This is a genomic window from Cloacibacillus sp. An23 (assembly GCF_002159945.1).
GTDB lineage: Bacteria > Synergistota > Synergistia > Synergistales > Synergistaceae > Caccocola.
Genome location: NZ_NFJQ01000006.1, coordinates 75,731 through 88,427, shown reverse-complemented (window position 1 = coordinate 88,427; position 12,697 = coordinate 75,731). Strand labels below are relative to the sequence as shown.

At 58.0% G+C, this 12,697-nt stretch carries 18 protein-coding genes, 1 tRNA gene and 1 other annotated feature; of the genes, 5 read left to right on the top strand and 14 right to left on the bottom strand.

The window, feature by feature from the left end; genetic code table 11:
* Positions 1 to 133: 133 nt before the first annotated feature.
* Positions 134 to 406 (bottom strand): hypothetical protein, encoded by a 273-nt coding sequence (locus B5F39_RS14585; RefSeq protein ID WP_143330680.1) that lies wholly within the window; start codon positions 404 to 406, stop codon positions 134 to 136.
* 3 nt (positions 407 to 409) lie between these two features.
* Between B5F39_RS14585 and B5F39_RS14015 the strand changes: the two genes are divergently transcribed.
* Entirely contained in the window at positions 410 to 943 is a 534-nt protein-coding gene (locus B5F39_RS14015; RefSeq protein ID WP_158095972.1) for a hypothetical protein, read from the top strand.
* Between the two features lie 211 nt (positions 944 to 1,154).
* On the opposite strand, the gene B5F39_RS07205 is transcribed toward B5F39_RS14015, so the two are convergent.
* The 6 genes from B5F39_RS07205 to rplJ all read right to left on the bottom strand — a co-directional run bounded on the left by B5F39_RS07205 (position 1,155) and on the right by rplJ (position 5,766).
* Positions 1,155 to 1,466: a hypothetical protein gene (locus B5F39_RS07205; RefSeq protein ID WP_087365409.1), complete on the bottom strand. Its 312-nt coding sequence runs from the start codon at positions 1,464 to 1,466 to the stop codon at positions 1,155 to 1,157.
* Positions 1,467 to 1,532: 66 nt separating this feature from the next.
* On the bottom strand, positions 1,533 to 2,018 hold the full coding sequence (locus B5F39_RS14690) for a hypothetical protein (protein ID WP_143330678.1): 486 nt from the start codon (positions 2,016 to 2,018) through the stop codon (positions 1,533 to 1,535).
* 324 nt (positions 2,019 to 2,342) lie between these two features.
* The gene (locus B5F39_RS07195) at positions 2,343 to 3,620 is read right to left on the bottom strand and encodes a Glu/Leu/Phe/Val dehydrogenase (RefSeq protein ID WP_087365406.1); all 1,278 of its coding nucleotides are present in this window, start codon (positions 3,618 to 3,620) and stop codon (positions 2,343 to 2,345) included.
* A 253-nt stretch (positions 3,621 to 3,873) separates the two neighbouring features.
* Positions 3,874 to 4,608, bottom strand: coding sequence for a DUF554 domain-containing protein (locus B5F39_RS07190; protein ID WP_239391160.1), 735 nt, complete (start codon positions 4,606 to 4,608; stop codon positions 3,874 to 3,876).
* 137 nt (positions 4,609 to 4,745) lie between these two features.
* Positions 4,746 to 5,132, bottom strand: a complete 387-nt coding sequence (gene rplL / locus B5F39_RS07185) for a 50S ribosomal protein L7/L12 (RefSeq protein WP_087365404.1) — start codon at positions 5,130 to 5,132, stop codon at positions 4,746 to 4,748.
* Between the two features lie 97 nt (positions 5,133 to 5,229).
* Entirely contained in the window at positions 5,230 to 5,766 is a 537-nt protein-coding gene (rplJ, locus tag B5F39_RS07180) for a 50S ribosomal protein L10 (protein WP_087365403.1), read from the bottom strand.
* A 55-nt stretch (positions 5,767 to 5,821) separates the two neighbouring features.
* Positions 5,822 to 5,964: a sequence feature (ribosomal protein L10 leader region), on the bottom strand.
* Between the two features lie 102 nt (positions 5,965 to 6,066).
* On the opposite strand from rplJ, the gene B5F39_RS07175 reads away from it, so the two are divergent.
* Genes B5F39_RS07175 through B5F39_RS07160 form a run of 4 tightly spaced genes read left to right on the top strand, consistent with a single transcriptional unit; the run spans position 6,067 to position 8,769 of the window.
* On the top strand, positions 6,067 to 6,858 hold the full coding sequence (locus tag B5F39_RS07175) for a carbon-nitrogen family hydrolase (RefSeq protein ID WP_087365402.1): 792 nt from the start codon (positions 6,067 to 6,069) through the stop codon (positions 6,856 to 6,858).
* A 33-nt stretch (positions 6,859 to 6,891) separates the two neighbouring features.
* Positions 6,892 to 7,602 carry a hypothetical protein gene (locus tag B5F39_RS07170; RefSeq protein WP_087365400.1) on the top strand — a complete coding sequence of 237 codons (711 nt, stop codon included), beginning with the start codon at positions 6,892 to 6,894 and terminating at the stop codon, positions 7,600 to 7,602.
* A 3-nt stretch (positions 7,603 to 7,605) separates the two neighbouring features.
* Positions 7,606 to 8,241: a hypothetical protein gene (locus tag B5F39_RS07165; protein WP_204245064.1), complete on the top strand. Its 636-nt coding sequence runs from the start codon at positions 7,606 to 7,608 to the stop codon at positions 8,239 to 8,241.
* Between the two features lie 57 nt (positions 8,242 to 8,298).
* Complete coding sequence (locus tag B5F39_RS07160) at positions 8,299 to 8,769, top strand: hypothetical protein (protein ID WP_087365398.1); 471 nt, start codon at positions 8,299 to 8,301, stop codon at positions 8,767 to 8,769.
* Between the two features lie 128 nt (positions 8,770 to 8,897).
* On the opposite strand, the gene rplA is transcribed toward B5F39_RS07160, so the two are convergent.
* The 7 genes from rplA to tuf all read right to left on the bottom strand — a co-directional run bounded on the left by rplA (position 8,898) and on the right by tuf (position 12,601).
* Complete coding sequence (gene rplA, locus B5F39_RS07155) at positions 8,898 to 9,611, bottom strand: 50S ribosomal protein L1 (RefSeq protein ID WP_087365396.1); 714 nt, start codon at positions 9,609 to 9,611, stop codon at positions 8,898 to 8,900.
* 78 nt (positions 9,612 to 9,689) lie between these two features.
* A complete protein-coding gene (gene rplK / locus B5F39_RS07150) occupies positions 9,690 to 10,115 on the bottom strand; it encodes a 50S ribosomal protein L11 (protein ID WP_087365394.1) in 426 nt (141 codons plus the stop codon).
* Positions 10,116 to 10,201: 86 nt separating this feature from the next.
* Positions 10,202 to 10,753: a transcription termination/antitermination protein NusG gene (nusG, locus tag B5F39_RS07145; RefSeq protein ID WP_087365392.1), complete on the bottom strand. Its 552-nt coding sequence runs from the start codon at positions 10,751 to 10,753 to the stop codon at positions 10,202 to 10,204.
* Between the two features lie 75 nt (positions 10,754 to 10,828).
* The gene (gene secE / locus B5F39_RS07140; RefSeq protein WP_087365390.1) at positions 10,829 to 11,011 is read right to left on the bottom strand and encodes a preprotein translocase subunit SecE; all 183 of its coding nucleotides are present in this window, start codon (positions 11,009 to 11,011) and stop codon (positions 10,829 to 10,831) included.
* Positions 11,012 to 11,088: 77 nt separating this feature from the next.
* Positions 11,089 to 11,166 (bottom strand) — tRNA-Trp (locus tag B5F39_RS07135).
* 21 nt (positions 11,167 to 11,187) lie between these two features.
* The gene (rpmG, locus tag B5F39_RS07130) at positions 11,188 to 11,337 is read right to left on the bottom strand and encodes a 50S ribosomal protein L33 (RefSeq protein ID WP_087365388.1); all 150 of its coding nucleotides are present in this window, start codon (positions 11,335 to 11,337) and stop codon (positions 11,188 to 11,190) included.
* A gap of 73 nt (positions 11,338 to 11,410) precedes the next feature.
* On the bottom strand, positions 11,411 to 12,601 hold the full coding sequence (gene tuf, locus B5F39_RS07125; RefSeq protein WP_087365386.1) for an elongation factor Tu: 1,191 nt from the start codon (positions 12,599 to 12,601) through the stop codon (positions 11,411 to 11,413).
* Positions 12,602 to 12,697 lie beyond the last annotated feature (96 nt).

Below are 12,697 nucleotides of genomic sequence, written 5' to 3'. Positions count from 1 at the left end.
ACGGACGCGCGGTTCAGAATAACAATAACGGCGGGCGCGCGTTTCCCTAAACGCCGGATACGCGCTTTTGCCACGAGCATAACCGCTCGCACTCTCTGCGGACTTCCATAGATAGAAGAGCGCGCGCCGTCCCTTAGTTTCCGCTGTTGCTGTTGCTGATCACGTTGTTGACCACAACCCCCAGAATCGCCCCTATAAGGGCCCCCTTGATGAAATCGCCGTCGCTGTCATCATCGTCGTTGTCGTAGTAATAGCCGCCGTCATGATATGGAGCCGGAGGCGCCGGCTGCGGGGGGACTGGCTTCGGCGGCGTCGGGGCCGGCTTGGACGGCGCGGGATGCGGAGCCGGTCTGCTCGGAGCCGGCCCGGTATGCTGCGGCGCTGGCTTAGGCGCAGGCTTGTTCACTCCGTGATTTTCCGGTCTCTGCTGCCCCGGCTTATGGTTTCCTGGCTGTCCTGGCTTCGGCTGTCCCGGTTTCTGGCTGCCGGGCTGACCGGGTTTCTGCTGGCCCGGCTTCTGGTTTCCGGGCTGTCCGGGCTTTTGCTGGCCCGGCTTCTGGCTGCCGGGCTGTCCGGGTTTCTGTTGGCCCGGCTTCTGGCTGCCGGGCTGTCCGGGCTTTTGCTGGCCCAGCTTCTGGCTGCCGGGCTGTCCGGGTTTCTGCTGGCCGGGTTTCTGGCTGCCGGGCTGTCCGGGTTTCTGCTGGCCCGGCTTCTGGTTTCCGGGCTGTCCGGGTTTTTGCTGGCCCGGCTTCTGGTTTCCGGGCTGTCCGGGGCGCTGCGGCTGCGGCCTTTCCTGCCGTTGATTTTCCTGCGGTTGTCCCGGCGCCGCATACGCGCCTGCGCCCGCCGTCATCGCGATCGCCGTAACGAGCGCGGCCATACGGGTAAATTTTTTCAAAAGACATTCACTCATGCGGTTCACTCCGTTCTCTTAATAGAGTAAAAAAACCTTTCCGTTCCACATGATAGCATCCGAGCGCGATTATTTCATGCAGTTTTCATGAATTTTAAGTGAAAAATATAAAATATTGGCACTAAAAGATAAATTATAAAAATCTTATCTGTAAAATATTATAGAAAATGCAGTCATGAGTTTAAGCCAACTCCACGTAGCGTAGGAAAGAGGCCGGGCCTTTTCGGCCCGGCCGGTCCGCCTAGTTGTTCAGCGCGCTCCCTACGACCGTACCGAGTACCGCGCCTATCACGGCGCCCGTCACGAAGCCGCCGGAGCCGCCGTGATGCGGAGCGGGAGGCGGAGGCGGAACCGGCCTCGGCGGTCTCGGAGCCGGCTTGGGCGGAGGAGGCGTGTGCGGCCCAGGGCCCGGCGCGTGCATCGCTGGGCCCGGTCTCATCGGGCCGTGCCCCGGCCCGGGGGCCGCCAGAGCCGCAGAGCTTCCCGCTACCGTCGCCGCGATCGCAGCAAGCGCGACTATCTTTCCAAATTTTTTCAGAAGCTTACTAATCATAAGCCGTCACCTCGCTTTTCGTATTCCAGAATAACGGCTTATCGCTCGCCGTCGTCTTATCTTCGTTTATATCCTGACCGGCCCCGGCTTTCCGGGCCCCGGCCTGTTCATTCCGGGTCCGGCGTGTCCGGGCTTCGGCCCTGGCTTTCCAGGCACGGGCTTACCGATTCCTGGCCCTGGCTTTCCTGGGCCGGGCCTGTTCATTCCCGGCGCTCCGGGCCCAGGCTTGCCTGGCCCCGGCTTTCCTATTCCAGGCCCCGTCTTTCCTGGGCCGGGCCTGTTCATTCCCGGCGCTCCGGGGCCAGGCTTGCCCGGCCCGGGTTTGCCTATTCCAGGCCCCGGTCTGTTTCCAGGCGCTCCCGGTCCGGGCTTCCCAGGCCCGGGTTTGCCTATTCCAGGCCCCTGGTGCGGAGCGGGCTTGTGTATCCCCGGCCCTCCGGGCTTCGGCCCCGGCTTCGGAGCCGCCAACGCCGCCGAGCACCCCGCCGCCATCGTCAGCGCTATGAACGCCGCCGTTACCTTTCCCGCGCGTTTCAATAAACTGCCAGACATTCACATACACTCCCCTTGTCTTTCTCTCGTTCGTTCTGTCCGAGGACTTCCCCTCTGTTTCTGTCATTATAGAAAAGAGATGTGGCGGAATTTTGTTTGAAATGCGGCTGTTCCGTGGAGGTTTTGTGTGGATTTTGTGGCGCGCCCGAAAGGCCGCGTACGCTGTGGGACGGCGCGTGAAAACGCAAAAGAATATCGCCAGTTTTTATAAAAACGCGGCTTTACGATTTTGTCTGAAATTCAGGGTGCAGGTGAAACGATATAAAAAACGGAGCGGCATCTGCCGCTCCGTCTGTTGTCCGCGTTTGGGGAAATCTTCTTCGATTAGAGGAAGAAGCCCTTGATTTTGAGTTCGTCCGCGACGCGTTTGATGGCGACGAGGAAAGCCGCGCGGCGCATTTTGACGTTGTGCTCCTGCGCGTAGTCCCAAACTCTCTTGAAGTTGTCCTTCATGATCGGAACGAGGCGGTTGTTGTACTCTTCCTCGGTCCAGAAGAATCCGGCGAGGTCCTGTACCCACTCGAAGTAGGAGCCGATGACTCCGCCGCTGTTGGCGAGGAAGTCGGGAACGACGAGGATTCCGCGCTCGTCGAGTATGACGTCGCCTTCTGGACGGACGGGGCCGTTCGCGCCTTCGACGATGTATTTGCACTTGAGCAGCGGCGCGTTCTTTTCGCTGATGACGCCTTCAAGGGCGCAGGGCGAAAGGACGAGGCATTCCTGCTCGAGTATCTCTTCGCCGTTCATCTTGACGAGGCCCGGCTCCGAGTAACCGTCGAGTATGCGTTTCGGATGCTTCTCGACGTAGGCCTTGGCGGCTGCGACGTCGATTCCGTTTGGGTTGTAGTAGCCGCCGGTGATGTCGCTGATTCCGACGATCTTGCATCCGGCTTCATGCAGGAAGAGCGCGTTGTAGGTGCCGACGTTGCCGAAGCCCTGCACGATGACGGTGGCGTCTTTCGGGTCCACGTTCTGGCGTTTGAGCAGCTCGAGGACGCAGGTGGCGACGCCGAGTCCGGTCGCGGCGGTGCGGCCCTTGGAGCCCCAGTAGGCTACGGGCTTGCCGGTGACGACGCCCGGCTCGAGGTGGCCGCGGAGCTTGGAGATAGTGTCCATGATCCAGACCATTTCGGGGCCGCCGGTGTTGACGTCGGGAGCGGGGACGTCGGTCCAGTCGCCTACGAACGGAGCGATGCGCGCCGCGAAGGTGCGGGTCATCATCTCGCGCTCGCGCGGCGAGAGTTCAAAGGGGTCTACGGAAATTCCGCCCTTGCCGCCGCCGTAAGGAATTCCGGCGAGCGAGCACTTCCATGTCATAAGGCTGGCGAGAGCCTCGCACTCTTCAAGGTTGACGTCCGGGTGGAAGCGGAGGCCGCCCTTCGCCGGTCCGCAGACCGTCGAATGCTGTACGCGGTATCCCTGGAACACCCTTACGGAGCCGTCGTCCATCTGGACGGGTATGGAGACGCAGATCGCGCGCTCCGGACGGCTCAATACTTCGATGAGGCCATCCTCAAGCCCCATCTCTTCGGCCGCTTCGTAGAAGTTCTCGAGAGCGGTGTGGAGAAGAACGTTGTTGGAAGTACGTTTCTGTACGGCCATACAAAAAACCCCCTTAGTTTTTTCGCCCGTTTAGGGCGCAGACATAAAATTGTTATCCCCTCCGGGATTCATTTTTACGCACATGGATATTGTATGCCCTAAGAGTTTTCTCGTAAAGGGGGCGCGCTGTACAAAATATTTGTGAAATACAGAAAACAGCGCATAATTGATATAATTTTGCGGAATATTTATATTTTCACGGAAAAATACTTTGTGAAATCAGTAGTTTCCAACGGCGGAGGCGCGCAAATTCTTATAAAAATAACTTTACGAGAAGCACGGCGAAGACGAGGCCCGGCAGCATGTTCATTATTCTTATCTTCATGAGTCCGAGCAGGTTTATGCCTATCGCCATGAGCATGAGCCCGCCGGTCGCGCTCATCTCGGTGACTGCGGCCTCGGACATGAAGGGCTGGAGCCATCCGGCGGCGAGCGTCAGCGCAGCCTGGTAGACGAATACCGATATGGACGAGAAGGGCACGCCGAAGCCGAGCGACGCCGCCATCGCTACGGATATGAGGCCGTCGAGCAGCGCCTTGGCGAGCAGCAGCGAGGGATAGCCGCCGAGGCCCTCCTCGAAGGAGCCGAGCACCGCCATCGAGCCGGTACAGTACATGAGGCTCGCAGTGACGAAGCCCGAGGAAAAGTTCTTGGCGCCGCCCATACGCTTTTCGATGCGTGAGCTGAGCCGCTCGAAAGCGGCTTCGATCCCGACGAGCTCCCCGGCGAGCGAGCCGAGCGCGATGCTTCCTATCACGGCGAGCGGGTGCTCCGTCTTTATCGCCATGCCTACGCCGAGGGTTATGATGAAGAGCGCCATGCCCTGTACGGGGAGTTCGAGTATCTTCTGCGGTATCCTGCTGCGCAGCGCGAGGCCCGCGAGGCTTCCGCATATTATGCAGAAAGCGTTTGTAAGGCTCCCGAAGAGCGGTATGGAAGTGATGATATCCAAGACGAACACCTCGCCGGAGGCGCGGCTCGCGCCCACGTGATTTTTTGTCCGCGCACGGCGCGGTTCTTTTTATTCTATAACAAGAACAGCCGCCGCGTAAGTGCGTGACGGCGTGAAGGCATGAAAAAAGCGCGCCCGCGCGGGGCGCGCCTTGTGCGTCTTGAAAGAACGAACTACTTCAGTTCGACCTTCGCTCCGGCCTCTTCGAGCTTCTTCTTCATCTCTTCGGCCTCTTCCTTCGCTACGCCTTCCTTGACCGTCTTGGGGGCGCCGTCGACCATGTCCTTGGCTTCCTTCAGGCCGAGGCCGGTGATCTCGCGGACGACCTTGATGACGCTGATCTTGTTCGCGCCGTGGTCGGCGAGGACTACGTCGAATTCGGTCTTCTCTTCCTCGGCGGGAGCGGCCGCGCCGCCGGTGGCGGGCATGCCGGCCATCGGCATCATCATCGCGGGAGCCGCGGCGGAGACGCCGAACTTCTCTTCAAGTTCCTTAACGAGCTCGGAAAGCTCGAGCACGGACATTTCGCTGATAGCCTGGATGAGTTCTTCTCTGGTCATTTTATTTTCCTCCTGAAATTTTCTTGTTTCGTTTTAGGCGGCTAGGCCGCCTTTTTCTCCCGCTCGCGCGGGAATCGCGAGAACCGTGCAGCGCGTCTTACGCGGCGGTCTCTTCCTTCTTGTCCTTGATCTGGGACAGGACTGTGACGAAGTTTCTCTGCGGGCCGGAAAGGACCGTGACGAGTCCGCGAAGCGGGGCCGCGATCGTTCCGACGACCTGGGCGAGAAGCTGCTCCTTCGAGGGCAGATCCGCGAGGGCGAATACCTGCTGCTGGTTGAGAAGCTGCTGTCCGCCGAGGATGGCGCCCTTTACGACGAGGGCTTCGTTGCCCTTCTCCTTCGCGAAGTCGCGAACCGCCTTTGCGACGGCCGCCGCGTCGCCGTAGGAAATGACGTACCCGTTCGGGCCGCAGTCGTACTCGGGGGCCTGGATCATCCCGCACTCCTTCAGAGCGATGCGCATGAGGGTGTTCTTGCTGACCTTCATCTCGCCGCCCGCCTTGCGGATGAGCCTGCGGACCTCGCTGATCTTTTTGACGGTCAGCCCGCGGTACTCGACGATGATCACGGCGTCGCTCTTGTTGAGAGCCTCGCAGAGCATATCGATGTGTTCACGTTTGGCCTGTGTCGGCATTTTCGATTTCACCTCCTGCAAAATAAGTTGGATCGGAATGCCGCACAGCCGCCGGAGCGGATATAAAAAACGGCCTCCGAACTCAAGCGCCCGGAAGCCATAAAATAGTCGTATGGACATAATTTATCCTTCGCGAGACCTCGGCAGGAAATTAAGCACAAAGGCGCCTGCTGTCTTGAGTCATGCGAGAGAATTATATCCCGGGCGCGCCGCTTTGTCAAAACATTTTACGCAAAGCTTTTGCGCCGTGCCGCAAAATTATACAATTATCCAAGAGAAGCCGGAGAAAGGGGACATTCCATGCTCAGAATAGGACTTGCTCAGCTAGACGTAAAGCCCGGAGACCGCGAGGCCAATTTCGCTGCGGCCGAGGAGTGGATGAAAAAATACTGGACGCCGTCGGAGACAGAGACGGCTGTCGTGCTGCCCGAACTGTTCGACGTCGGCTACGTTATAGACGAGGCCGGAAAATACGCCGACAAGGACGCTGAGCGCGCGGCAGGCTTTCTTTCGCGGCTCGCGCGCGAATACGGCGTGTGGTTCGCGGGCGGCTCCGTGCTCGCCATGACGGACGCCGGGGCCGTGAACCGCGCGCTCGTCGTGAATCCGCTCGGGGAATACGTGACGCACTACGACAAGGCGCACCTCGTGCCGATGATGGAAGAGGACAAATATCTCCGAAGCGGCTCGGAGTTCCGCACATTCGAGATAGGCGGCGCAAAATGCGCGCTCGCGATATGCTACGACCTTCGTTTCTGCGAATGGTTCCGAATGGGGGCGCTCGCCGGCGCTCAGGTGTTTTTCATCTCCGCGGAGTGGCCGCGCCCGCGCATAGAGCATTGGCGCCTTCTTCTGCGCGCGCGGGCCGTCGAGAACATGATGTACATAGCCGCCTGCAACCGCGTAGGCGACACGCCCGCCGACAGCTTCCCGGGATACTCGGCCGTCATAGACCCGTGGGGCGCGGCTCTCTGCGAGGCGGGCGAAGCTCCGTTCGGGGCCTTCGTAGAAATAGATCCGCAGAAAGCGGAAGAGGCGAGGCGCTTCATAAAGACGCTCGAAATGCGCAGAGGCGAGCTTTATAGATTATAATAGCGCCCAAACAACATACGGGAGTTGATGACTGTGAAGAAGATAACGGCGCTCGCGGCGGCCCTGTTCTTGACGGCGTTTGCCGTTTCCGCATCCGCGAAGCCTATGGTCAGCGAATTCAGGGACAAGCAGATACCGATAACGAGCGTCAAAACCGTGCTCGTAATGCCGGTAGGCTACGAAATCGCAGTTCCGGAATCCGAAGCTTTTCTCGTCGAATCCGCTGAGCAGAAATGGCAGGACTTTACGCTGAAAAGGAAAGAACGCTTTCCGTTCGTCATGCGGACGCCGCAGGAGGTCATAGACCGGGCGGCCTTCATCACCGGCGGACAGCCGGAACCGATGACGCCGACGCAGCTCGCGCACAAAGCGTACAGCCTCGCGCCGGACCACGTGGACGCGGTGCTGATGTGCACAGTTACAAAATGCGCCGTCGGAAAGATACACCATCCGGAAGAATATGTAACGAAGTACCGCTACGAAGAGAGGCCTATATGGCGCAACGACCGCTGGGAGACGCAGCGCGTGAAGATACCGTATCAGGAATACAAGGCCGCTTGGGACGAAAACGTATCCATTGGCGCGGTCAAGGTTGAGCTGCGCGCGGCGAAGGACGGGCGCCTCATCTACGGCGAGACGGTGTCGGCGAACACCGGCGCGGACCTCTTCAGCGAAGCCCCGTCTCTGACGAAGCATATCCAGAACGTAATCGAGAACGCCGCAAAACGAATTCCGGTGAAGTAGAAAATGGCAGAGAGACGCACTCGCGCCGAAGAGTCGCTGGCGCTTATTAAGGAAGTTTCCGCGCTTATCGACGCCCCCGGATGCAGCATCTCGTTCTCACCGGCAAAGAACGGAAACTTCATGATGTACTGCAACGGAGATTTTATCGGCGGGCTCTTCGGCGGCGAGCTGTGCCTCGTCTATACGGAGGCGGCGGCGGAGCTGCTGGGCCGTCCAGAGCCGGTCTACCGCGGCTATTCAAGCGAGGCGCTCCACAGAATGCTGCCAGTGCCGCTTGACAAGGCAAAGGAGGCGCTGCGGCTGACGAAACTTGAAACGCTGAGCTGGAAGGAGTACGTCTACGACATGGCTGCCGTGAGCGCCGGAGCGGCCGTACTGGAAGATTTTTACGACGATAACGCCGTCGTCCTGCGCTTCTGCTATGAAAACGGACTTTTGAAGGAACCTCCTCTCGACAAACGCGGACGAATAATCCGCACGTTTTTTATAAAACGCGACCTGACCGGCGAGGGACGAAAATATTTTGCGCCGCTGTTACATAAGCTCTTTTCATTCTGCGACAGAAATGGCAAGACCCCGCTTGAAAAAATGCTTCCTCGCTGGCTCGCGGCGCTGAAAAAAGAGGCGTCGCAGCCGTGAAGCCGGCAAGTACCGGAGCAAGGCGCGGCATGCCGGAACTGATACAGGAGAAACCACATGGATATAGACGAATTTCTACTGGAGATTAAGCAGATCGATTGGTTTGGGCACGAGAAAGACCACAATGGAGAATATCACATGATATTCTCCGTTTTTGAGGCTTATGACGTTTGGAACAGCCAAATGCTTAAGACGTGGGAACCGCATATTCTCTCATTAGAAAGCACAGCGACGGAACGAATAGGCGACGCGCAAATCGACGAAGTATTTTCGAGGGTATCTTCTGGAATCGGGGATGCAGTCTGGAAAAAGTGGTGCGATTTTATTACGAAACGGCATTTAGAGGATGAAGCCGGTTTGGAAAATGAAATGCTTGATATGGTAAAAAGAGACATGTCTTGGGCATGTATAGAAAAAATACTAAACGCGCCCGGTTTTTTCTGCGCTTTGCTGGAAATTTACAAAAACGGATATTTTCCATGCGCGTGGATAGGAGATTATCCTCTCGGAAAAGCCGTAGTGCTGTAATTTGTTCTGACACATTCTGGAAGAACGTCCTCCTGTCTTTGCAGTCAGATAGTTTCCCATGACGGTTTCAAAAGGTACGAAAAAAGCCCCGGCATGAACCGGGGCTTGATTTTTTATTGTCGCCAGAACTAGTCGGCAGAGGAAACTTCCTTCTGAGCCTGGACGGGATCGATCTGTATGCCTATGCCCATCGTCGTGGAGACGGTGATGCCCTTGATGTAGGTGCCCTTCACCGCCGCGGGGCGCGCCTTGACTATGGCGCGGAGCAGGGTCTTGACGTTCGCGATGAGGTTCTCGACCGGGAACGAAGCCTTGCCCACCGCGTTGTGGGTGATGGCGGTCTTGTCTACGCGGAACTCTACGCGGCCCGCCTTGATCTCTTTGATGGCATCGGCGACGTCGAACGTGACTGTGTTGGTCTTGGCGCTCGGCATGAGTCCGCGGGGACCGAGGACTTTACCGAGGCGTCCGGCCGACTTCATTATGTCCGGCGTGGCGATTACCGCATCGAAGTCAAGTCTGCCGTTCTGGATCTCAGCGACAAGGTCTTCGCCGCCGACGATGTCCGCGCCCGCGTCCTGAGCTTCCCTCTGCTTCTCGCCGAGGGCGAGGACGGCCACTCTCTTCGTGTGGCCGGTTCCGAAGGGAAGGACTATTGTGCTGCGTACCTGCTGGTCCGCGTGGCGGGGGTCAACGCCCAGACGAACGTGAAGTTCGAGGCTTTCGTCAAATTTGGCCGTCGCGCATTCCTTCGCGAGGGTCACGGCTTCCGAAAGCGGGTACTGTTTCGTGAGATCTACTTTTTCGAGCAGCGCCTTGTAACGTTTACCTGTTCTTGACATTTGTGTTTCCTCCTTGTGGTGATAGCGGACGCCCTGACGAAACGTCCTTCCACTCCCGGACTGGCCGGGGCTGTCTGGTTATTTTACTATTTCTACGCCCATCGAGCGCGCGGTGCCTTCGATCATTCTCATCGCAGCTTCGATGTCGTTCGCGTTGAGGTCGGGCATCTTGAGGGCCGCGATCTCTTCGACCTGCTTCTTCGTCAGCTTGCCGACCTTGTCCTTGTTCGGTACGGCAGAGCCCTTGTCCTTGCCGGCCGCCTTCTTGATGAGGACGCTTGCGGGCGGGGTCTTGAGGACGAAGGTGAAGCTGCGGTCGGCGTAAACCGTGATGACGACCGGGATGATGAGCCCTACCTGGTCGGCGGTCTTGGCGTTGAACGCCTTGACGAATTCCATAATGTTGATTCCGCGCTGTCCGAGCGCGGGGCCTACCGGCGGCGCCGGCGTGGCTTTTCCCGCGGGAAGCTGAAGCTTGAGCTCCCCAACTACTTTCTTAGCCATGACGATGTTTCCTCCTTAGATTGAAAGCCTCCGCCTGGGCGGAGACTGCTATTCCTCTGTCAAAGTGCTGCGCCGCGGATCACGGGCTATATCTTTTCCAAGTCGTTGTAGTCCGCTTCGACGTCGGTCTCTCGCCCGAACACCGTGATGCGGAATTTGATCTTGGCCTTGTCCGCGTCTATCTCGACCACAGGCCCGCTCTGGCCCGCGAACGGACCGTTCTTGACCTGGATCATGTCGCCGATGTGGAAATCGACCTCCACCTTCGGCTTGGCCTCCTTGCCGAGCTTACGCATGATTTCGTCGGCTTCCTTCGGCGAGAGCGGGATAGGGTGGTTGCCGGAGCCTACGAAGCCAGTCACTCCCGGCGTATGGCGAACGACATACCAGGACTGGTCTTCGAGTATCATTTCGACCAGGACGTAGCTCGGGAAGACCTTGCGCTTGACGCGCTTCGTCTTGCCGTCTTTTATCGTCACTTTTTCTTCGACCGGCACGAGCACGCGGAATATCCTGTCCTCCATGCCCATGGTCGCGATGCGCTGGTCGAGATTCGCCTTGACCTTGTTCTCGTAGCCCGAGTAGGTCTGGACTATATACCAACGGCGCTCCTGTGTATTTCCGAATAATTCGCTCATTTCAAAAGAGGACGAAAGCCCTCTCCACCTCCAAGATTACAGTCGAGACGCTTCAGTTCCGCCCGAGAGGCACAGTTACTGGATGAACTTGGAGAATACTCCGGTGAGTATTAAATCTACCAGTCCAAGATATGCCGAAGCGATGGCTGTGACGACGATGACTATTAGGGTCGAATACCAAAGCTGCTGCTTTGTCGGCCACGCCACCTTCTTAAGTTCGGCTCTTGATTCCCGCACATAGTCGAGGACTTTATCCATCAACCCCGACCTCCTCGTTTATCGACTTTGATATAAATTTCTGCGTAGTTCCAAACCGTTCCGGGAGAATAAAAAAATGGCAGGCCTGGAAGGATTCGAACCCTCAACCCCCGCATTTGGAGTGCGGTGCTCTAACCAGTTCGAGCTACAGACCTGCATGCAACGGGTATTCTACACTATTTGCACTCTTTATGCAAGGTGTGTTTGTCACAGAACTTGCAATATTTTTTCTTCTCCAGCTTTTTCTGCGCTTTTTTCTTGTTCACAAGCGTGACGTAGTTGCGGCGCTTGCACTCGGTGCACTGAAGACCGATGATGTCAGCCATGCTTACTCACTCCAGACGAAAATTTTAATTTGAAAGGGCGGCCGCTGACAGCCGCCCTCCGAATTGCTTATTACTAGTCGATGATCTCGGTGACGACGCCGGCGCCGACCGTACGTCCGCCTTCGCGGACCGCGAAGCGAAGTCCTTCCTGCATCGCTATAGGAGCGATGAGTTTGACTTCGAAGGTGCTGTTGTCGCCAGGCATTACCATTTCAACGCCTTCCGCAAGCGTGATTTCTCCCGTTATGTCGGTGGTGCGGAAGTAGAACTGCGGCTTGTATCCGCTGAAGAACGGCGTGTGGCGTCCGCCTTCTTCCTTCTTCAGAACGTAGACTTCGCCTTTGAAGTGCGTATGCGGGTGGATGCTTCCCGGCTTCGCGAGGACCTGGCCGCGCTCGACGTCTTCTTTGCCTACGCCGCGGAGGAGCACTCCGACGTTGTCTCCCGCTTCCGCGTCGTCGAGGATCTTGCGGAACATTTCAAGGCTGGTCGCTACCGTCTTCTGCGTGTCTTTGAGGCCGACTATTTCGACTTCGTCGCCGGGCTTGATTACGCCTTTTTCGACGCGGCCCGTTACGACGGTGCCGCGGCCCGTGATGGTGAAGACGTCTTCTATCGGCATGAGGAAGGGCTGGTCGAGCGCTCTCTCAGGCTCGGGGATGTAGTCGTCGCAGGCCTGCATGAGGTCCATGATGCCCTGGGTCCACTCGTTGTCTTCGTCGGACTCGAGGGCTTTGAGGGCGCTGCCGCGGATGATGGGGATGTCGTCTCCCGGGAACTCGTATTTGTTGAGCAGGTCGCGGATTTCCATTTCGACGAGGTCGAGGAGTTCGGGATCGTCTACCATGTCGCACTTGTTCATGAATACTACGAGGGCCGGAACGTTGACCTGGCGGGCGAGAAGGACGTGCTCGCGGGTCTGGGGCATCGGGCCGTCGGCGGCGGAGACGACGAGGATCGCTCCGTCCATCTGCGCGGCGCCGGTGATCATGTTCTTGATGTAGTCGGCGTGGCCCGGGCAGTCGATGTGCGCGTAGTGGCGCTTCGGCGTCTCGTATTCGACGTGCGCTATGTTGATGGTGATGCCGCGCTCTCTCTCTTCCGGCGCCTTGTCTATCATGTCGAACGGCGTGAAGTCCGCCTGGCCGTGACGCGCCAGCGTCTTCGTGATCGCCGCCGTCAGCGTCGTCTTGCCGTGGTCGATGTGTCCTATCGTACCTATGTTGAGGTGCGGCTTATTACGTACAAAATGTTCCTTTGCCATAGTGAGAATGCCTCCCTGTATTTGTTTCTACGTTTTATTATGCCCCTCAGGGGCTCGTATTCTTTCGCTCCCGCGTGCGCGGCTTTCCGCGCCGCA

Excerpts from the sequence above, each read along its gene's own strand:
- B5F39_RS07205 (WP_087365409.1), bottom strand. The coding sequence starts at position 1,466 with ATGATTAGTAAGCTTCTGAAAAAATTTGGAAAGATAGTCGCGCTTGCT.
- B5F39_RS14690 (WP_143330678.1), bottom strand. The coding sequence starts at position 2,018 with ATGTCTGGCAGTTTATTGAAACGCGCGGGAAAGGTAACGGCGGCGTTC.
- B5F39_RS07195 (WP_087365406.1), bottom strand. The coding sequence starts at position 3,620 with ATGGCCGTACAGAAACGTACTTCCAACAACGTTCTTCTCCACACCGCT.
- rplL (WP_087365404.1), bottom strand. The coding sequence starts at position 5,132 with ATGACCAGAGAAGAACTCATCCAGGCTATCAGCGAAATGTCCGTGCTC.
- rplJ (WP_087365403.1), bottom strand. The coding sequence starts at position 5,766 with ATGCCGACACAGGCCAAACGTGAACACATCGATATGCTCTGCGAGGCT.
- B5F39_RS07175 (WP_087365402.1), top strand. The coding sequence starts at position 6,067 with ATGCTCAGAATAGGACTTGCTCAGCTAGACGTAAAGCCCGGAGACCGC.
- B5F39_RS07165 (WP_204245064.1), top strand. The coding sequence starts at position 7,606 with ATGGCAGAGAGACGCACTCGCGCCGAAGAGTCGCTGGCGCTTATTAAG.
- B5F39_RS07160 (WP_087365398.1), top strand. The coding sequence starts at position 8,299 with ATGGATATAGACGAATTTCTACTGGAGATTAAGCAGATCGATTGGTTT.
- rplA (WP_087365396.1), bottom strand. The coding sequence starts at position 9,611 with ATGTCAAGAACAGGTAAACGTTACAAGGCGCTGCTCGAAAAAGTAGAT.
- rplK (WP_087365394.1), bottom strand. The coding sequence starts at position 10,115 with ATGGCTAAGAAAGTAGTTGGGGAGCTCAAGCTTCAGCTTCCCGCGGGA.
- nusG (WP_087365392.1), bottom strand. The coding sequence starts at position 10,753 with ATGAGCGAATTATTCGGAAATACACAGGAGCGCCGTTGGTATATAGTC.
- secE (WP_087365390.1), bottom strand. The coding sequence starts at position 11,011 with ATGGATAAAGTCCTCGACTATGTGCGGGAATCAAGAGCCGAACTTAAG.
- rpmG (WP_087365388.1), bottom strand. The coding sequence starts at position 11,337 with ATGGCTGACATCATCGGTCTTCAGTGCACCGAGTGCAAGCGCCGCAAC.
- tuf (WP_087365386.1), bottom strand. The coding sequence starts at position 12,601 with ATGGCAAAGGAACATTTTGTACGTAATAAGCCGCACCTCAACATAGGT.